Raw genomic sequence first — 18,986 nt, 5'->3', positions numbered from 1 at the left:
AGCGGGTTCGCCGGACAGGTCTCCTGGGGCCACCGGATTGGAACGCGCCGACGCCCGAGGGTCTCGAAACTCTTTTGGAGGTAATCAAATGAAGCTCGTCAAGAGCCTCCTCCTCGGTTCCGCCGCCGGCATCGCCGCGGTTGCCGGGGCTCAGGCCGCCGACCTTCCTTCGCGGAAGGCCGCTCCGGTCGAGTACGTTCGCGTTTGCTCCGCTTATGGCGCGGGCTTCTTCTACATCCCGGGCACCGACACCTGCCTTCGCGTTGGTGGTCGTGTCCGTGCTGAGTACACGGTCGGCACCCGCTACGGCAGCGGCCAGGACGCTTACGGCACCCGCTCGCGCGGTCGTCTGAACGTCGACGCCCGCACCGCGACCGCCTATGGCACGCTGCGTACCTTCTTCCGCTACGAGCTGACCGTCAGCTCGGGCTTCTACGGTGGCACGACCAACGGCAACCAGGGCGTCATCGCCCCGGGTACCGGCCGCAACACCGGCGCCACCACTGCGTCGAACCTCGATCTGGCCTTCGTCCAGTTCGGCCCGATCACCGCTGGTCGCGCCCAGTCGTTCTTCGACTTCTACGCGAACGACTTCGGCTTCTCGACGCTGCGTACGGCTGACTCGCGTCTGAACCTGTTGGCCTACACCGCCACCTTCGGTTCGGGCTTCTCGGCCACGATCTCGCTCGAAGATCGCAACACCGGTACCGGTGTCCGTGAGAACGGCGCGTTCGGCCGCTTTACCGGCACTGGTCTGGTTCTCGGCGGTCAGGACTTCCCGGACGTCGTCGCCTCGCTGCGCGTCGATCAGGGCTGGGGTTCCGCTCAGCTGTCGGGTGCTCTCACCCAGCGCAAGGTTCTCTCGACCTTCAACGCGGCCGGTGTCCTGACGCAGGGCAGCGCCGACGAGTATGGCTTCGCCATCCAGGGTGGTGTGAAGATCAACCTGCCGATGCTCGCGGCTGGCGATCACCTGTTCCTGCAGGCCGCCTATGCCGACGGCGCTCTCGGCTATCTCGGCTGGGGTGGTCAGATCGGTCCGGGCCGTCTCGCTTCGGCGACTACTGCGAACCAGCTCCTGATCGGCGACATCGGTGTGTCGGTGCTCGGGAACACGAAGAGCTCGACCGGCTGGTCGATCGTCGCCGGTCTGCGTCACTTCTGGACCCCGCAGCTGCGTTCGGAGCTCTACGGCTCGTACTCGGAAATCAAGCTCGGCTATCTGGCCCCGGCTGGTTTCTACGCTCCTGGCGCTGCGATTCGCCCGCTTGATCCGAAGGAGTTCATCGTCGCTGGTAACCTGATCTGGTCGCCGGTTTCGGGTCTCGATATCGGTGTCGAAGTGCTCTACACCCGCACTGAGCTCGCCTCGCGCGTTCTGGCCGTCAACAACGCGGGCAACCGCATCGTCGGCGTCGGCATCAAGAACGACGATGCTTGGGCTGGCCGCCTCCGCATCCAGCGCGACTTCTGATCGATCGTCCGATCGTTCAAGAGAAGCCCCGGGGAAACCCGGGGCTTTTTTCGTTTGCTGCGGGCCTTGCCTCGTCGAAACATCATCTGACTGTCGCAATGGCGGATCGGCCCCTTGCTTGACTTGGGGCCGCGATGGGGCGTGATTGCAAGCGGTTGCGAGCGTCCGGATTCGGCGCTAGCGGTCCTTGGGACAAGACGGGATTTTCGGCATGGTGCGGCACGCCGGTTGGCTCTGGGGGCTCGTTCCGGTCGCCCTGGTCTGGGCGTCCGCCAACGTGCTGCACACCGAGTCGATCAGGCGCGATATCGAGGCGAGGGCGCTTGCGGCAAGCGCGGTCGCGGGAGCGGCGTCCGGCGCGCGCGGGATATCTGTCAGAATCAGCGGCCGCGATGTCTATCTCGATGGTGAGGCGGTCACGTCCGACGGCGCCAACAAGGCGCTGGCACAGCTTCAGTCGGAATTCGGCGTCCGGCGCGTGCTCGGCGGCCTGACTCAGGTCATCGCGCAAAGGCCCTATAGCTGGTCGGCGGCACGGCAGGGGGGGCTCGTGACGCTCGCGGGCTTCGTGCCGGACGAAGCCACCGCATTGGCGATACTTGGCGCGGCGCGGGCTCTGGGGCCGGGACTGCGGATCGACGATCAGCAGAAGATCGCATTCGGCGCGCCGGTCGGTTTCGCCGATCTGGCCGGCTTACTGATGCGCGATCTCGGCCAACTCTCTGCCGGCAAGGTCGCGCTCGACGATTCCCGCTATTGCGTCGAGGGCACCGCCGCGACACCGCAGAGCTTCGTATCCCTGCGCGAGAGGGCCTCTTTGGCCGCTCCCCAGGGCTTCACCCGCGTCGATTGCACGCTCAGCCCGCCAACGGTGGCGCCTTATCGCTGGAGCGCCGAGAAGGATGCCTCCGGATCGGTCTCGGTCACCGGCCACTATCCATCCGACGCGATGCGCCGCGAGATCACGGCGCTGCTCGGGCGCGCTTTTCCCGCGGCCGGCGCGGTGAGCGACCGCATGCTGCCGGCGGCCGGCGAGCCGCCAGCCTTCGCGGCCAGGGTGACACGTGCCATCGCCGATCTCGCCCGCCTGCGCAGTGGCAAGACCGAGATCGAGGGCGACGCCTATCGCATCTCCGGGCAGGGACCGGAGAGCTACGAGGCCTGCGAGGCGTTGAAGTTGAACATCGCACAGGGCGACGGCCCCGATTCCGTCGCGCTCGCCAGCATCGCCTGCCCGCCTCAGCCGCCGGCGCCGAAGAGCGAGCCGGCGCCGGCGCCATCGACCAATGCGCCGCCAGCCGATTCGGCGGCGCCGAGCATGCCGGCACCGGCCAATCCAGCCCCAGTCACGCCTGGCCCGGCTACGACCATCGAGCCGCAGCCTGCGCCACGCACAGCGCCGCGGCCGCTGCAATGGCGTGCGGAAAAATCCGAAAACGGTATCGTCCTGTCCGGTGTCGCGCCCGATGCTGCGGCCAAGGCGGCTGTCCTGGAGGCGGCGCGCGCAGCGCTATCCGGCGGCGAGGTCGTCGATCGGACTGTGGTCGAAGCTGTGCCGCGCGGCGGCCCCGATTATGGTGAGGCGACCCGTTACGCCCTCGGGCTCCTCGGCAGGATGGCGCAAGGCAGCGTCTCGCTGGCCGGTTCCGCGCTCAGCCTCACCGGTGCTGCGGCGGACAAGGCTGGCTGGCAGGTTTTGGAGGATGCGCTCAAGGGCAAGGCGCTGCCGGCAGGGCTCTCGCTCTCGGGCCGGCCGCTGCTCGCCCTGCGCAGCTATGGTTTCACCGCTTCGATCGACAAATCCGGTGGCTATCTGGGCGGCTATCTGCCCGATGCTGCGGCCAAGGACGCGATTGCGGCCTTGATCGAGGCTTCGCCCTTGCGCGGGCGCGTCAGCGACGAAACCGAGATCCTGCCGGCGGCGCCGACCGGATTCGGAGTGGCGGCGCGCGGGGTGGTTCAGGACCTGCTACGGCTTGATCTGGGCTCGGCCAGCGTGGTCGATCGCGAGGTCAATGTGCGTGGGCTGACCTGCCGGGCGCTGATCCGCGACGAGGTCGAGACCAATCTGGCGAGCGGCCTGCCCGACGGCTTCGCTGGCAAGGCCGAGATCGGCATGCGCCAGACCGGCTGCGTCATCGATCCGCCGAGCACCTGCCAGAACGAGCTCGATGCGCTGACCCAGCGCTATTATGTGATGTTCGGCCAGGGCACGGCGGTCGTCACGCTCGACCCGGTGACCGAGCGCGCGATGACCGAGGCCGCCGCCATCCTCAAGCAGTGCCCGGCCTCGCGCGTCACCATCGAGGGCCATGCCAATCTCGACGGTGAGCGCAGCGGCTTCAATAATCTCGATCTGTCGAACCGTCGGGCGCTGCGCGTCCGCGAGGAGCTGATCCGCCGCGGCATTGGCCCGGCCCAGCTCGAGGTCAGGGGGTATGGAACCGACCGGCCGCTGGTCGCCCATGGCGATCCCGATGCGCGCGTGAAGAACCGCCGCGTCCAGTTCACCGTGGCGAAATAGGGGGCGGCGATGCTCTATCTTGCGATCCAGTTCGCCTGGTTCCTCCTCGCCGCTTTCGCCATCGGCCTGGTTTTCGGCTGGCTGACACTCGGTGCCGGCCGGCGCGGCGCTGCCGCCGGGCCGATGGCGAGTCTCGCCGTCCTCTGGACTGCCTTGGCGGCACCGGTCTGGTTCCGGCTCGTCAACGATCAGCCGGCGTTCTGGATCGAGACGGCGCTGCTCTATCTGCTGGCCTATGCCGCCGGCTGCCTGATCGGCGGGCTGTTCGCTGGCCGGGCCGGCGAGGTTCTGCCGGCACTCGCGCCGCCGTCGCCGCGCCTCGCCTTGCCCCAGCCTGCTCCGGCTCTGCCTGGGCCGACCGCGCGGGAAAGCGTTGTCGGGACGGCCCCCGCCGAGCCGGCAGCGATGCCGAAGGTCGAGGGTGAGGATGCCATCGCCGGCAAGCGCCCGTCCGGCTTTGCGATCGCTCGCGGCGGGCAGGCCGACGATCTCAAGCTGATCAAGGGCATCGGCCGGCAGAACGAGGAGCGCCTGCAGGCGCTCGGCATCTGGCATTTCAGCCAGATCGCCGCCTGGACGCCCGAAAACGTTCGATGGGTCGGCACTTATCTCGCCTTTCCGGGCCGGATCGAGCGCGAGGATTGGGTGGCGCAGGCGGCCGCGCTGGCGCGGACCGCGACGACGGTCGAGCCGGAGGCGACGGTTCGGCTCTCCGGCGCGGCGCTCGAAGGCAAGCGGCCGGGCAATCTCCTGCCGGGCGCGCGCGGCGGCAAGCCGGACGATCTCGGCCTGATCGACGGTGTCGGCCCGGCGATCGCCGAGACGCTGAACGGCCTCGGCATCTGGCATTTCGATCAGATCGTTGCGCTGGGGCCGGACGAATTGCGCTTCCTTGCCCACCACACCGGCTTCCCGGGCCGCGATGTCGCCGAGCAATGGCAGGCCGAGGCGAAAATCCTCGCGGGTGGCGGCGAGACCGAGCACTCGCGTGCGATGAAGGCGAAGCGCCGCAAGAAGAAGCGCTGAGTTGCGCGTCATGGTCGGGCTTGTCCCGACCATCCACATCTTCGCTCTGCCGGTCGAGACCGGTGTCCAAGACGTGGATGCTCGCCACAAGGGCGAGCATGACGGAGAACAAGGACGAAGCCGCTAGATCATCGCGCGTCCGATCGGACGCGATAAAGATGATCGATCACATTGTTATCGCATCGGATTCTTCCGAAAAGTGGATTCCACTTTTCGGTCCGATGTTATAGAGCATTTCCGTGTTTCTCCGAATTACGGAAATGCTCTAGACCTTTGTTTTATCGCATTTTCTTCACGCGAACCGGTATCCACTTCGCTCGAAAATGCTCTAAGCCGCCTGCTTCTCCGCCTTCGCGATCAGCCGGCTGATGCGGCGGACCATGTCTTTGCTGCCGAGCAGGGGCGCATGGCCCTGGCCCGGCGCGGTGAAGGTCTCGCAGCGCGGATGGCGCTGCCCCATCTCCTCCAGCGTCTTCTCGGCCAGCAAATCGGAGTTCTCGCCTCGGATCGCCAGCACCGGGACATGGTTCAGCGCGGCGAAATAGGGCCAGAGCTCGGGCAGCGGGGCTTCGAGATCGAGCTCCTCCAGCGTCTTCAGCAGGCGCGGATCATAGTCCGGCACCAGCGCGCCGTTGCGCTCGGTCCAGGTCCGGCGCGCCATCATCTCCCATTCGGCCCCGCCGAAGAGCGGGAATTGCTGGTCCGAGAGTCGTTTCAGGATCTCGGCGCCCTCGGCGAAGCTGCGCGGGGTCGGCAGCTTTCCGACATAGCCGCGGATGCGCAGCAGGCCGCGCGCATCGATCACCGGGCCGACATCATTGAGGACGGCGCCGCGGATCGCTCCGGGGCGTGCCGCCGCCAGCGCCATGGTCAGGAGCCCGCCGCGTGAGGTGCCGACGAACACGGCTTCCTCGACGCCGGTAGCCGCGAGCACTTGCATGAGATCGTCGAGCTCGACGCGGATATCGTAGTCGTGCCAGTCCTTGGCGTAGTCGGAACGGCCGCGGCCGCGATAGTCGAGCGCCAGCACCCGCCGCGGCCCGTCCTCGGCTAGGGCGAGCGCGAGCTCGTGGAAATCGGCAGAGGTGCGCGCCAGGCCGGCGAGGCAGATGATCGGTAGCACCGCGGCCGCCTGCGGCCCGTATTCACGGACATGCAGCTTCAGCCCGTCGCGGGCGCTGATGAAGAGGGGGCGGAAACCGGTATCGGAATTCATGGAGGACTCGGAGGCTAGGGCAGGCCCTTTGCACCTAACCATGGCGATGCGGTAGGCGGAAGGCGGGTTTCCCTCAGCCCTCATCCTCAGGAGCGATCGCAGATCGCGTCTCGAAGGATGCTCCAGATGTCTCTGGAACCTCCTGGAGCATCCTTCGAGACGCCGCTGCGCGGCTCCTCGGATGAGGGCTTAGAATGTCATGACGGAAGCTACGACGCTCCCCAGCTCTTCAGCTTGGTGATGCAGCGGTTGAAGACTTCCAGTTCCTCCGACGTCAGCGCGGAGAGGAAGTCGCGCTCCATCACTTCGCCGAGCCGGTCGGCCTCGCGCCTGACGGCCTCGCCCGTCGCCGTCAGGCGCAGCGCCACCCGCCGCGCATCGTCACTTTCGAGGTCGCGACGGATATAGCCCTCGGCGATGAGCTTGCGCAGATGCTTGGAGACCAGTGTCTGCTCGATGAAGCTCGCCTCGGACAGCGTCTTGGACGACAGGCCGGGCCGGTCGCCGATCGTCCTGATCACGCGCAGTTCGCGGATGTTCAGACCGAGCTTCTCCTTATAGACCCGCGAGGCGCGCGCCATCGCGGTCTGATTGACCTGATCGATTCGGAAGGTCAGGAACGCTTCGGGCAGGTCGAGCCTCCTTCTCGTGGTGAGGATCGTCCTACCCGACTTCGCAGCTCCAGCTCAACGCCGGGCCTCGCCGCGATCGGCCTGCCACAGCGCGAGCAGCGCCAGGCCCGTGCAGGCGAGCAGGTAGTAGGACGGCATCAGGTCCGAGCCGGTCTTGGCCACCAGCCAGGTCAGGGTGAAGGGCGCGAGCCCGCCGAACAGCAGCACCACCATGTTGTAGGCGATCGACATGCCGGTCGAGCGGACGGTGGTCGGGAACATCCCGGCGAGCAGCCCCGGCGTCGGCGCCCAGATCGCCGCGATCGGCAAAGCGCAGATCGCCTGCACGATCAGCAGCCGCTCGAAGCTCGGTACCGCCACGACATAGGAGAGCAGCGGATAGGAGAGCAAGGCGAAGGCGAGGACGCCGCAGAGCCAGACGCGGCGCGGGCTCCAGCGATCGGCGAGCTGGCCCATGATCGGCACGAAGATGAAGAGCAGAATGCCGCCGATCAGCGAGCTCAGCATCGCGCTGGTGAATGGCAGCTTCAGTTGCCGTACCACATAGCCCGGCAGGAAGATGAACCAGACATAGTTCGAGGCGGTGCCGGGGATCATGATGCCGCAGCTGCGCAGCAGGGCGTTGCGATGCTCGGCCAGAACCGTCCGGAACGGGGTCTGCTTGACCTTGGGGCCGCTATCCTTCTCGTATTCCGGCGATTCATCGACGAAGCGGCGGATATAAAAGCCGAGCGGCGTGATCAGCGATCCCAGCAGGAAGGGAATGCGCCAGCCCCAGTCCTGCAGCGATTCGGGCGTCATCAGCGTCGAGAGCGCGTAGCCGGAGAAGGCCGCGAGCGCGAGCGCCAGCGCCTGCGAGCACATCTGGAAGCTGCCATAGAGCATCTTCTTTCGCGGCGGCGCATATTCGACCAGCATCGCGGTCGCGCTGGCGAATTCGGCGCCGACCGAGATGCCCTGCAGGATGCGCGCGACGATGATCAGGATCGGCGCCAAGACGCCGATCGTCTGATAGCTCGGCGTCAGCCCGATCAGCACGGTCGAGAATCCCATGATCAGGATCATCACCGTCAGGATCGGCTTGCGGCCGAAGCGGTCGGCATAGGTCGAGAGCAGCACGCCGCCGACCGGCCGCACCAGGAAGGAGATCGCGAAGGTCGCCGCCGTCAGCAGCGCCGAGACCAGCGGGTCCGAGCTGGGGAAGAAGACCTGCGCGATGATCGTCGAGAAGAAGCCGTAGACCAGGAAGTCGTACCATTCGAGCCCGTTGCCGATCACCGAGGAGATGACGGCGCGCCGGACCATCGAGGCCGAGCGCGGCTGGGCGGAATCGATTGCGGCAGCGGTCATGCGTTCGCCCCTTCCATGGTCTGGCGTGTGGCGATGCGGGCGAGGATGCTGGCGCCGACCGGCAGCAGACGGTCGTCGAAATCGAAGGTCGGGTGGTGGCACATCGCCCCGGGCTGGCCGAGGAAGATGTAGGCGCCCGGCCGCTGGTCGAGCATTAGCGCGAAATCGTCGGAGAAGGGCAGGGGCTTCATGTCGGTGTGGACATGGCTGGCGCCGAGCACCTCGCCGGCGGTAGCCGCTGCGGCGGCCGCGGCACGCGGATCGTTGACGCAGGGCAGGCAGCTCGCCTTCTGGCTGCAAACGATCGTGCAGCCCGACATCAGCGCAAAGCCCTGGCAGATCGCGTCGAGTTTCTTGAGGATCAGCGCCTCGACCGCCGGGTCGTAAGTGCGGATCGTGCCGCTGAGTTCGGCCGAGGCCGGGATGATGTTGGGCGCGGTGCCGGCCGTGAGCCGCCCGAGGCTGATCACCGCCGGTGCGAGCGGATCGACATGCCGGCCGACGATCGAGGAGATCTCGGTCGCGAGCCGGGCCGCGACCTGCAGCGGGTCGATCGTAGTGTGCGGCGCGGCGCCATGGCCGCCGACACCGTCGATCCTGACCTCGAAGGCGGTGATGCCGGCGAGCGTCGGGCCCGGGCGGACCGCGGCGGTGCCTTCGGCATAGAGCGGGATGGTGTGGAGCGCATAGACCTCCGAGCAGGGGAAACGCTCGAACAGCCCGTCTTCGATCATGCGCTTGGCGCCGAGCCCGACCTCCTCGGCCGGCTGGAAGATCAGATGGACCTTGCCGCGCTTGGGCGGGTTGGCGGCGAGATGCCGGGCGGCGCCGAGCAGCATCACCGTGTGGCCGTCATGGCCGCAGCCATGGAAGCGGCCGGGCGCGGTCGAGCGGTAGTCGGCCCCGGTCTCCTCGTCCATCGGCAGGGCGTCCATGTCGGCGCGCAGCCCAATGGTCGGGCCGGGTGCGGCGCCTTCGATCACACCGACGAGGCCGGTGCCGCCGAGGCCGCGATGCACGGCGACGCCGAACGAGGCCAGCGTCTCAGCCACGAAGGCCGAGGTCCTGACTTCCTCGAAGGCGGTTTCGGGATGGGCGTGAAGGTCGCGGCGCCAAGCCTGCAAAGTCGGCGCATGCGCGGCGATATCCGGCAGCATCTGAACTCCTCCCTCGTGCGTTTGGAAGGGCGGATACTTGAAAGTTTCAAATATTGCAATTGGCAGGAACAATCATTGCGACGGTGTGCTGCCAGGCATGGGATAGGTTCGCGTCGCGATTATTGCGGCGGGCCGGGGAGGAGAGGGGCTTCAGAAGGAGAAGGGCGCTCAGTCGCGCTTGCCGCCGCGCTTCAAATCGTAGTCGATCATGTAGGCGGTGCGCTGGTTGAGGCGCTGGCGATAGACCTGCAGATTCTCCATCACCCGCTGCACATAGTTGCGCGTCTCAGTGAAGGAGATGCGCTCGACCCAGTCGACCGCATCGACCTCGGGCAAGCGCGGGTCGCCATAGGCGGTGATCCACTTCTTCACATTGCCCGAGCCGGCATTATAGGCGGCGAAGGTCAGGATATAGGAGCCGCGCCAGTCGCCGAGCAGGTCGTTGAGATGGGCCGCGCCCATCTTGGCCGAATAGAGCGGGTCCTTGGTCAGCTTGTCGAGTTCGAACGGCAATTGCGCCCGCCGCGCCGTCTCGCGGGCCGTCGCTGGCATCATCTGCATCAGGCCGAGCGCCCCCGCATGCGAGACCGCGCCGGGATCGAAAGCGCTTTCCTGGCGGGCAATGGCGTGGACGATGGCGCGCTCCATCGGGTCTCCCACCGAGGGGAACTCCGGCACGCCGAAGGTCGGAAAGGCGGCCTCGTCGAGCGGGAAGCCGCGCTGCAGCGCGATCTTGCCGATGGTGAGCAGGGTCCTGGCGTCGGCGCGCTGGCGGGCGATGTCGGCGATCGCTTCGAGCGCTGCGGTATCGTGCAGGCGCTGCGACAGATCGATCAGCAATTGCCCGGCGAGGTCGGGCGCCTCGATCGCATAGAGCAGCTTGGCCGCCTTGAAACCGGGCAGATGCGCCAGCGGCGCCGCCATGGTGCGCCGCACCGGCAGGTCGCTGAGGCCGAGCCGGGCGCGGGCGAGCTGGCCGTAATAGGCGACCGGGTGCTCGGCGGCGCGGCTGTAGAAGGTCTTCGCCTCCTCGGTCTTGCCGAGTGCGTCGGCGGCGCGGCCCTGCCAATAGGTGGTGCGCGCCACCGAGATCGGCGTCTCCGCGATCTTGGCGGCCTCGGCGAAATGTTTCGCAGCCCGCTCGGCATCCTTCTCGAAGCGCAGGGCGATCCAGCCGGCATGCCATTCGGCGTCGATGCGCTCGGCCGTGTCCTCGGCGCCATGGCCGGCGGCGACCGCATAGGCACCCCTGGCGTCGCCCTCGTCGAGCAGCTTGCGCGCGATCAGCCGGCGCTCCTCCCACCAGCCGTCGCCGTCGCCGAGCACGGCGGGGTCGCGTGGCACCTCGGCGATCGCCTTGGCAGCATCGGCCGGCTTGCCGGAGCGGCGGGCCTGCTGCGCCTGCAGGAAGGCGAAGGAGATGTCCTTCTTCATGGCCGCCGGCACGGCGTCGATCTGCTTTTGCGCGATCGGCCCCTTGGCCTTGGCGCTGGCGAGGCGGACCTTGGCGAGCGCGACATAGTCCTGCGAGACGCGCGCGGCATTGCGCAGCGCTTCCTCGCTCTTGCCGGCGAAGAGATAGCGCTCGGTGCGCAGGCGATGGTCGGCGGTGGTGAGCTTGTCGCCGAAATTGTCGAGCACGATCTTCTCGAGCCCGGTGCCGAGATGGTCCTTGAGCCAGGTCCGGCGGGCGAGAGCCTGCGCTTCGTCCTGCTTGCCTTCGGCCGCCAGCGCGCGGGCGAGTGCGACGCGCCCGGCCGGGCTGATCGGCTCGCGGCCATGGAAGAAGGCGCGGACGATTTCGGGCGAGCGCCGGTCGTTGATCAGCGCCGCTTCGGCCCGCCGGCGGAACGGCGTCGTGCCGGGATAGTTCGGGAAGGCGTCGAGGAAGTCGGCGATGCGCTCGAAGCTGACGACATTGGCGAGACTGCGCAGCGCCACCCATTCGAGCATGCCGCGCACCGCCTTGTCGTCGATGCCGCGAGCGATGGCGTCGCCTTCCTCCAGCTTGCCGGCGCGGTAGGCCGCGACTGCCTTCTTGAGGGGGGCGAGATCGATACGCTCTTCCGGCCGAGCGATCTCGGCCGGTGGAACGCGCGGTGCAGCTGGCCCGGTCTGCGGCGCGAGCGAGGCGGTCACGCCGACATCGACACTCGCTGGTCCGGTATCGTCGCTCGTATCGACGCGCGCCAGGCGCTCGAGCTGCAACGGATGCGAGCCGTCAGGGCCCGCCGAGCAGGGTCCAACAGCAACAAGGATAAGCGTCAGGCCAGCTCCGAAGAACCGTCGGCCCGGCGATAGCGCCATCAAGGGGTCCCCCCAAGCAAGCCGGATCGTAGCGATAGTCCATGCTCCCGCAGGGAGCTTTAGGAAGTCCTAACCATGCCGCCACGATTTTTGATGGGTTGCCGGCTTTGCGGACTGCAGCTGAAAGGCTATGTCTGTCGCCTGTTTTTTTGGCGGGAAACCGTTTCACGCCGAACTTTGTCGTTTTCAGGACCGTCCATGACCAAGCATGCGCCACTCACCGGTTCTATGCCCGCGCTGGTGACGCCCTTCAAGGGCGGAAAGATCGACGAGGCGACGTTGCGCGCGCTGGTGGACTGGCAGATCGAAAGCGGCTCGACCGCGCTGGTTCCGGTCGGTACCACCGGCGAGAGCCCGACGCTCAGCCATGACGAGCATGGCCGCGTCACCGAGATCGTCATCGACCAGGCCAAGGGCAGGGTGCCGGTCATCGCCGGCGCCGGCTCGAACAACACCACCGAGGCGATCTCGCTGGCAAAGCACGCCGAGAAGGCCGGTGCGCACGCCGTGCTCGTGGTCACGCCCTATTACAACAAGCCGACCCAGGAAGGCATGTACCAGCACTTCAAGGCGGTGAACGACGCGATCGGCATCCCGATCATCATCTACAACATCCCGCCGCGCTCGGTGGTCGACATGTCGGTCGAGACGATGGCCCGGCTCTATGAGCTGAAGAACATCGCCGGGGTGAAGGACGCGACCGCCAATCTCGCCCGTGTCTCGCAGCAGCGCCATGTGCTCGGCCCCGACTTCATTCAGCTCTCGGGCGAGGACATGACGGCGCTGGCCTATATGGCCGCCGGCGGCCATGGCTGCATCTCGGTCGTCGCCAATGTCGCGCCCAAGCTCTGCGCCGACCTGATGGCCTGCGCCCTCAAGGGCGACTACGCCGGCGCCCTGAAGATCCAGGACCGGCTGGTGCCGCTGCACGACGCCATCTTCAAGGAGCCGGGCCTTGCCGGCGCCAAGCATGGGTTGAAGCGCCTCGGCCGGATCGAGGAAGAGGTCCGCCTGCCTTTGCTGCCGGTGACGCCGGCGACGGGCGAAGTCATTCGCAGCGCCATGGTTCACGCCGGCCTGCTGAATGCTTAAGTGAGGTAGTCGGCCATGCCGACTACCGGAGTGTTTCGATGAGCAAGCCAGATCCAGAGCGCTACAAGCTTGCGGCCGACAACCGCAAGGCGCGCTACAGCTATGCCATCACCGAGACCTTGGAAGCCGGCATTGCGTTGCAGGGTACCGAGATCAAGTCGCTGCGCGGCGGCAAGGCGACGATCGGCGAGAGCTATGCCGGCCCGATGGGCAACGAGCTCTTCCTGTTCAACGCCCATATCCCGGAATATCTCGAAGCCAATCGCTTCAACCACGATGTCCGCCGGCCGCGGAAGCTGCTGTTGCATCGCCGCCAGATCAACAAGCTGATGGGCGCGATCCAGCGCGAGGGCTACACCGTCATCCCGCTCAAGGTCTATTTCAACGACAAGGGCCGGGCGAAGGTCGAGCTCGGCCTCGGCAAGGGCAAGAAGCTGCACGACAAGCGCGAGACCGAGAAGACCCGCGACTGGAACCGCGACAAGGCCCGCATCCTGAAGACGGGCGGGTAGGCGCTGAGGCTCCGGCTAGAGCAATTTCGCAATTCTTCGAATCGCGAAATTGCTCTAGATCCTTGTTTTATCGCATTTTCTTCACGCGAACCGGTCTCCACTTCGCTCGAGAATGCTCTAGCCGGTGAGCCCATTTGCCTCGATGAATTCTCCCTCCGGCGCCGGATGGGGAAGCGACCAGCCGAAATACACCTCGACCTCGACGATCTTGTCGTCCCGGATCGTCAGGATTTCGGTATTGCAGAATCCCTTGCCGTCGACCGCCTCGCCCTCATAGGTGATGAACACCGTTTCGCCGATCGCTACGAGGCGCTTGAACCCGCAGGCTCGGATGCGCTCGCAGTTGGGCCAGCAACGCTCGAAATAGGCTGTGCGATCGAGGCGGTTGTCGAGCGGGCTGGTGAAGTGGAAGTCTTCGGCGATGAGCGCTTCGATCGCGGTTCGATCGTTGTCGACATAGGCCTGGTAGCAGGCGCGTGCGATCTCGCTGGCATCATGCGACATTCGCCACCCCAGGCTTCCCCATTGCAACCGTAACGGGAGAAGCCGAGGGAAGTTCCCTCGCTATGCCATAGCCTTCTTGAAATTCTCGTTCGACTTGTCCCAGTTCACTGTCTTCCACCAGGCGGTGAGGTATTCCGGCCGGCGGTTCTGGTATTTCAGATAGTAGGCGTGCTCCCAGACATCGACGCCGAGCACCGCCTTGGCGCCGAGCTCGAGCGGCGTGTCCTGGTTCGCCGTCGAGATGATCGCGAGCTTCTTGTCCTTGCCGACGACCAGCCAGGCCCAGCCCGAGCCGAAGCGCGTGGCGCCGGCCTGATTGACCCGCTTCGTCAATTCGTCGACCGAGCCGAAGGCGCTATCGATCGCGCTCTTCAGCTCCGTGCCGGGCTGTTGTGCGCCGCCGGGCGTCATCAGCTCCCAGAAGAAGCTGTGGTTCCAGTGACCGCCGACATTGTTGCGCACCGCGGTGCGGACAGTGTCGGGCGCGGCGCTGAGATCGGCCAGCACCGTCTCGATCGGCGTGGTCTTCAGCGCCTCCCACTGGCCGGCGGCGGCGTTGGCGCCGTTCACATAGGCCTGATGGTGCAGCGAGTGGTGGATGCGCATGGTCTGCGCGTCGATGGTCGGCTCCAACGCCTCGTATCCATAGGAGAGCTTCGGCAGCGTGAAGACCGATGGCGCGGCGGCTGGAGCCGGCGCTGGTGCCGCCTGTGCCAGGACCAGCGCCGGGCGGGCGATCACGAAGGCGGAGCCGGCGGCGAGGCCGGTAAGAAAGCTGCGGCGTTCCAAGGCGTGCCCTCCGGGTGTCGTTGCGGAAACAGAGCTTGCGCGAGCCGCGGTCGCGGTCAAGTGCCCGCGGCTCGACGCCACTGCTCTTCGATCGACAACGCGAGAGGGTGGGGCAGGTTCAGCCTTCCGGCGTCTCGTCGCCCTGGCGGATGCCATAGCGGCGCTCCAGCCCCGGATTGGCTTGGCCGGGTGCCCGGGCGGCTCGCTCGGCCGGGTCGCGCCCGACCTTCTGCATCAGGCTGGCGAGCTCGACGAACTCGTCGCATTGCCGGCGCAGATCGTCGGCGACCATGGGCGGATTGGTGTTGATGGTAGAGACCACCGAGACCTTGACACCCTTGCGCTGCACCGCCTCGACCAGCGGGCGGAAGTCGCCATCGCCGGAGAACAGGTAGATGTGGTCGAGATGAGGGGCGAGCTCGAGCATTTCGATGGCCAGCTCGATATCCATATTGCCCTTGACGCGGCGGCGGCCGGTCGCGTCGGTGAACTCCTTGGCGGCCTTGGTAATGACCCGGTAGCCGTTATAGTCGAGCCAGTCGACCAGCGGCCTGATCGAGGTGTACTCTTCGCTTTCCACCAGTGTCGTGAAGTAGAAGGCCCGGATCAGATTGCCGCGACCCTGGAACTCCTTGAGCAAACGTCGGTAGTCCATATCGAAGCCGAGCTGCTTCGATGTCGCATAGAGATTGGCACCGTCGATGAAGAGCGCGATGCGCGGCTCACCTGCCATGTAATGGCTCCTGGCTCAAATACGGTCGATCAATAAGAATCGGCACGGATCAAGGTTGAATAATGTCAGGCTGGCGCTCCAAATCGAGCAGCCCTTCGGCGTTTATGTGGTGAATGCGGCGTACCGCGCAAGGTTGCGAGCGAATTTTGCCATTTGCGCGTGCGAAAGCCGCACTATTCAGCTTTTCGGAAACTCCAGCCCCATCTCGCGATATCGTTCCGGATCGTCGCTCCAGTTCTCCCGAACCTTGACGAACAGGAAGAGATGCACCTTCGCTTCGGCCGCCTCGGCGATCTCGACACGCGCCTTCTGGCCGATCGCCTTGATCGTCTGGCCGCCTTCGCCGAGCACGATCTTCCGCTGGCCTTCGCGCTCGACATAGATCGTCTGCTCGATCCGGACCGAGCCGTCCGGGCGCTGCTGCCAGCTCTCGGTCTCGACGGTCGAGCGATAGGGCAGTTCGTCGTGCAGGCGCTCGAAGATCTTCTCGCGGGTGATCTCGGCGGCGAGGAAGCGCAGCGGCGCGTCCGAGATCTGGTCCTCCGGGTAAAGCCAGGGGCCGGGCTTCAGCCGAGTCTCCAGCCAGCTCAGGATGTCCTTGACGCCATAGCCGGTCAGCGCCGCGACCATGAAGGTCGTCTCGAACGTGGCGCTCTCATTCACCGCCGCGGTGATGGCGAGCAGCTTCTCCTTCGGGATCGTGTCGATCTTGTTGAGGATCAAAAACTTCGGCTGCTTCAGCACGGCGAGCTTCTCCAGCAGCGCGGTGTTCTCCTCGTGGTCGAAGCGGCCGACATCGATCAGCACGCCGATCAAATCGGCATCGGTCGCCCCGCCCCAGGCGCTCGTCACCATGGCGCGGTCGAGACGGCGCTTGGGCGCGAAGATGCCGGGCGTGTCGACGAAGATGATCTGCGTCTGACCGGAGAGGGCGATGCCGCGCACCTGGGTGCGCGTCGTCTGCACCTTGCGCGAAACGATCGAAATCTTGGCGCCGACGAGCTGGTTGAGCAGCGTCGACTTGCCGGCATTGGGCGCGCCGATCAGCGCGACGAAGCCGCAGCGGGTCTGCTGGTCGCCTTCAGCCATGGTCAGCCTCCGCCCCTTCGTTCCACAATCCCTGCCGGCGCAGGAAGGCTTCGGCCGCCGCCTGCTCGGCCAGCCGCTTCGAGCGTCCTTCGGCCTCGGCCTCGGCCAAAGAGCCGATTCGCACCGCGATGCGGAAGATCGGCGCATGGTCGGGGCCCGAGCGGCCGCGCTCGGCATAGGTCGGCGTCGGATGGCCCTGGCCTTGCGCCCATTCCTGCAGCGCCGTCTTGGCGTCGCGCAAGGGCGTTACCGGCGTCAGCAGCCGCTCGCCGAAGCCGGCCTCGACCAGCTTGCGCGCCGCGCCATAGCCGCCATCGATGAAGACGGCGCCGATGATCGCCTCGCAGGCATCGGCCAGGATCGCCTTGTTCTTGCGCGCGCCCGAGAGGATTTCGCCCTCGCCGAGCCGCAGATGCGGCCCGACATCCCAGGCGCTCGCGACCGCCGCGCAGGTCTCCTTGCGCACGAGGTCGGCGAGGCGGCGCGACATGTCGCCTTCCTCGGCCTGCGGATAGGTGGTGAACAGCATGTCGGCGACCGAGAGGCCGAGCACGCGGTCGCCCAAAAATTCGAGCCGCTGATAGCTCGCGATCCGGCGCGGATCGGCGCTCATATGGGTAAGCGCCGTCTCCAGCAGGGCCCGGTCACGGAAGCGGTGGCCGAGCCTGTCCTCGAGCCGCGAGAGCTCGGGCAGCTTGCGGCCGCTATCGCTGGCCTTGCTCACTTGATCGTCGAGAACATGCGGTTCCAGCGCACCGTCCAGGGCCATTCCCAGATGCGCCAGGCCGACGCTCCCTCGTCGATCGAGAAGAAGATGATCTCGGCGCGGCCGACGAAATTCTCGAACGGCACGTAGCCGACGCTGCGGTCGCGCGAATCGAGCGAGTTGTCGCGATTGTCGCCCATCATGAAGAAATGGCCGGCCGGCACCGCGAACACCGGGGTGTTGTCGAAGGTGCCGGTGTCGCCCTCGCGCTCGATGATCTGGTGGCTGACGCCGTTCGGCAGGGTCTCGCGATACTGGATCGCGTTCGCGGCACGGCCCCAGGCGTCGGTGGTGACGAAATCGGCGATCCGCTCGCGCTTCACCGGCTGGTTGTTGATGTGCAGCACGCCGTCGATCATCTGGATGCGGTCGCCCGGCAGGCCGATGACGCGCTTGATGTAGTCGGTCGAATTATCGCTCGGCAGCTTGAACACGGCGATGTCGCCGCGCTTGGGCTCGGCGGCCCAGATCCGGCCCTGGAACAGCGGCGGGCTGAACGGCATCGAGTGCTTCGAATACCCGTAGGTGTATTTCGACACGAACAGATAGTCGCCGATCAGCAGCGTCGGGATCAGCGAGCCCGAGGGTATGTTGAAGGGCTGGAACAGCAGGGTGCGGATCACCAGGGCGATGAGCAGTGCCTGGACGACGACCTTGATCGTCTCGAGGATGCCGCCTTCGTCCTTGGTCTTGCTCTTGATCTCGGCGTCGTTCGCCACGCGTGGCTCCTGCTGGCTGCGTTTCAAGTGCGCGGTCTAGCCGACTATCGGGCGTCGGACAACGCAGCTGCGGCATGGCAAGGCAATATGGGAAGGATGGGCGGCCCTTGCACGGGCCGTAGGCACGTCGTGCCGATACTCCCATCGGCCGGCGCCGAAAAGCCCCGGGTGCTGTCCGCAGCGCAAGGCGACCCTGCGAGCGCCGCTGCAGGCCGGCCCGGCCACGCCGCGCGGAGACCGGTAAAGCGCTGCCTACCGGAACCTGCGTTGGCCTGACGGCCGGCCTTCATCGGCGCGGCTGGCCTCTGCGTCTGCGCCAGATTGACGCTGGGTCGCCCTGGGATCACAGTCCTGTGATCGCAACCAATGGGGGAATCGACATGAGCACGAGAAATTATGTCGCAGAGGTGATCGGGACCTTCTGGCTGACCTTCGCCGGCTGCGGCAGCGCCGTGATCGCGGCGGGCTTCCCGCAGGTCGGCATCGGGTTGCTTGGCGTTTCTCTCGCATTCGGTTTGACCGTCGTCACCATGGCCTACTCGATCGGCCACATCTCCGGCTGTCACCTCAATCCGGCCGTCACGATCGGCCTTGCCGCCGGTGGACGCTTCCCGACCAGTCAGGTCGTTCCCTACATCGTCGCGCAGGTCGTCGGCGCCATCCTCGCTGCCACGGTGCTCTATTTCATCGCGGTCGGTGCGCCCGGCTTCGATCTCGCCAAGGGCTTCGCCTCCAACGGCTATGGCGAACATTCGCCCGGCAAATACGGCTTGGCCTCGGCCTTCCTGACCGAGGTGGTGATGACCATGATGTTCCTGTTCATCATCATGGGCGCGACCCATGGCAAGGCGCCAGCCGGCTTCGCTCCGCTCGCCATCGGCCTCGGGCTCGCCTTGATCCACCTGGTCAGCATCCCGGTCACCAACACCTCGGTGAACCCGGCGCGCTCGACCGGCCCGGCGCTGTTCGTCGGCGGCTGGGCGCTGCAGCAACTCTGGCTGTTCTGGCTGGCGCCGATCATCGGCGGCGTTCTTGGCGGCGTGATCTATCGCTGGCTGAGCGGTGAATCGCAGGACCAGGTCACCGGCTGAGGTCG

At 66.4% G+C, this 18,986-nt stretch carries 17 protein-coding genes; 6 read left to right on the top strand and 11 right to left on the bottom strand.

Annotation, left to right across the window (positions count from 1 at the left end):
• The first annotated feature begins 88 nt into the window (after positions 1–88).
• The 3 genes from BMZ69_RS17320 to BMZ69_RS17310 all read left to right on the top strand — a co-directional run bounded on the left by BMZ69_RS17320 (position 89) and on the right by BMZ69_RS17310 (position 5,024).
• The gene (locus tag BMZ69_RS17320; RefSeq protein ID WP_092158789.1) at positions 89–1,474 is read left to right on the top strand and encodes a porin; all 1,386 of its coding nucleotides are present in this window, start codon (positions 89–91) and stop codon (positions 1,472–1,474) included.
• Between the two features lie 211 nt (positions 1,475–1,685).
• Positions 1,686–3,998 (top strand): OmpA family protein, encoded by a 2,313-nt coding sequence (locus tag BMZ69_RS17315; protein ID WP_092158787.1) that lies wholly within the window; start codon positions 1,686–1,688, stop codon positions 3,996–3,998.
• Between the two features lie 9 nt (positions 3,999–4,007).
• A complete protein-coding gene (locus BMZ69_RS17310; RefSeq protein ID WP_092158785.1) occupies positions 4,008–5,024 on the top strand; it encodes a hypothetical protein in 1,017 nt (338 codons plus the stop codon).
• A gap of 328 nt (positions 5,025–5,352) precedes the next feature.
• Here the strand turns inward: BMZ69_RS17310 and BMZ69_RS17305 are convergent, their stop codons facing one another.
• From BMZ69_RS17305 to BMZ69_RS17285, 5 genes are all read right to left on the bottom strand, one after another.
• Positions 5,353–6,240 (bottom strand): alpha/beta fold hydrolase, encoded by an 888-nt coding sequence (locus tag BMZ69_RS17305; RefSeq protein ID WP_092158783.1) that lies wholly within the window; start codon positions 6,238–6,240, stop codon positions 5,353–5,355.
• Between the two features lie 209 nt (positions 6,241–6,449).
• On the bottom strand, positions 6,450–6,821 hold the full coding sequence (locus BMZ69_RS17300; RefSeq protein ID WP_092158781.1) for a MarR family winged helix-turn-helix transcriptional regulator: 372 nt from the start codon (positions 6,819–6,821) through the stop codon (positions 6,450–6,452).
• Between the two features lie 105 nt (positions 6,822–6,926).
• The gene (locus BMZ69_RS17295; protein ID WP_092158779.1) at positions 6,927–8,222 is read right to left on the bottom strand and encodes an MFS transporter; all 1,296 of its coding nucleotides are present in this window, start codon (positions 8,220–8,222) and stop codon (positions 6,927–6,929) included.
• Complete coding sequence (locus tag BMZ69_RS17290) at positions 8,219–9,379, bottom strand: amidohydrolase (protein WP_092158777.1); 1,161 nt, start codon at positions 9,377–9,379, stop codon at positions 8,219–8,221. Before BMZ69_RS17290 ends, BMZ69_RS17295 begins: the two co-directional genes overlap by 4 nt.
• A gap of 168 nt (positions 9,380–9,547) precedes the next feature.
• On the bottom strand, positions 9,548–11,587 hold the full coding sequence (locus BMZ69_RS17285) for a lytic transglycosylase domain-containing protein (RefSeq protein ID WP_175506844.1): 2,040 nt from the start codon (positions 11,585–11,587) through the stop codon (positions 9,548–9,550).
• Positions 11,588–11,884: 297 nt separating this feature from the next.
• Here BMZ69_RS17285 and dapA point away from each other — a divergent pair, with 297 nt between their 5' ends.
• Positions 11,885–12,778 (top strand): 4-hydroxy-tetrahydrodipicolinate synthase, encoded by an 894-nt coding sequence (gene dapA / locus BMZ69_RS17280; protein ID WP_092158773.1) that lies wholly within the window; start codon positions 11,885–11,887, stop codon positions 12,776–12,778.
• A gap of 38 nt (positions 12,779–12,816) precedes the next feature.
• Positions 12,817–13,290, top strand: a complete 474-nt coding sequence (smpB, locus tag BMZ69_RS17275; protein WP_092158771.1) for an SsrA-binding protein SmpB — start codon at positions 12,817–12,819, stop codon at positions 13,288–13,290.
• A 117-nt stretch (positions 13,291–13,407) separates the two neighbouring features.
• Here smpB and BMZ69_RS17270 read toward each other — a convergent pair whose 3' ends face one another.
• From BMZ69_RS17270 to lepB, 6 genes are all read right to left on the bottom strand, one after another.
• On the bottom strand, positions 13,408–13,794 hold the full coding sequence (locus tag BMZ69_RS17270) for a nuclear transport factor 2 family protein (RefSeq protein ID WP_092158769.1): 387 nt from the start codon (positions 13,792–13,794) through the stop codon (positions 13,408–13,410).
• Between the two features lie 60 nt (positions 13,795–13,854).
• The gene (locus BMZ69_RS17265; RefSeq protein ID WP_348272482.1) at positions 13,855–14,583 is read right to left on the bottom strand and encodes a superoxide dismutase; all 729 of its coding nucleotides are present in this window, start codon (positions 14,581–14,583) and stop codon (positions 13,855–13,857) included.
• Between the two features lie 118 nt (positions 14,584–14,701).
• Positions 14,702–15,316, bottom strand: coding sequence for a LabA-like NYN domain-containing protein (locus BMZ69_RS17260; protein WP_092158765.1), 615 nt, complete (start codon positions 15,314–15,316; stop codon positions 14,702–14,704).
• Positions 15,317–15,493: 177 nt separating this feature from the next.
• Positions 15,494–16,405, bottom strand: a complete 912-nt coding sequence (gene era / locus BMZ69_RS17255) for a GTPase Era (RefSeq protein WP_092158763.1) — start codon at positions 16,403–16,405, stop codon at positions 15,494–15,496.
• Positions 16,398–17,129, bottom strand: coding sequence for a ribonuclease III (gene rnc / locus BMZ69_RS17250; protein WP_244543414.1), 732 nt, complete (start codon positions 17,127–17,129; stop codon positions 16,398–16,400). Before rnc ends, era begins: the two co-directional genes overlap by 8 nt.
• On the bottom strand, positions 17,126–17,890 hold the full coding sequence (gene lepB, locus BMZ69_RS17245; protein WP_092158759.1) for a signal peptidase I: 765 nt from the start codon (positions 17,888–17,890) through the stop codon (positions 17,126–17,128). Before lepB ends, rnc begins: the two co-directional genes overlap by 4 nt.
• A gap of 380 nt (positions 17,891–18,270) precedes the next feature.
• Here lepB and aqpZ point away from each other — a divergent pair, with 380 nt between their 5' ends.
• Entirely contained in the window at positions 18,271–18,981 is a 711-nt protein-coding gene (aqpZ, locus tag BMZ69_RS17240; RefSeq protein ID WP_092158757.1) for an aquaporin Z, read from the top strand.
• Positions 18,982–18,986 lie beyond the last annotated feature (5 nt).

This window comes from Allobosea sp. CRIB-10 (assembly GCF_900112185.1).
GTDB lineage: Bacteria > Pseudomonadota > Alphaproteobacteria > Rhizobiales > Beijerinckiaceae > Allobosea.
Note: the sequence above shows the minus strand (reverse complement) of the source record. Positions and strands in the feature narration are given on the sequence as shown.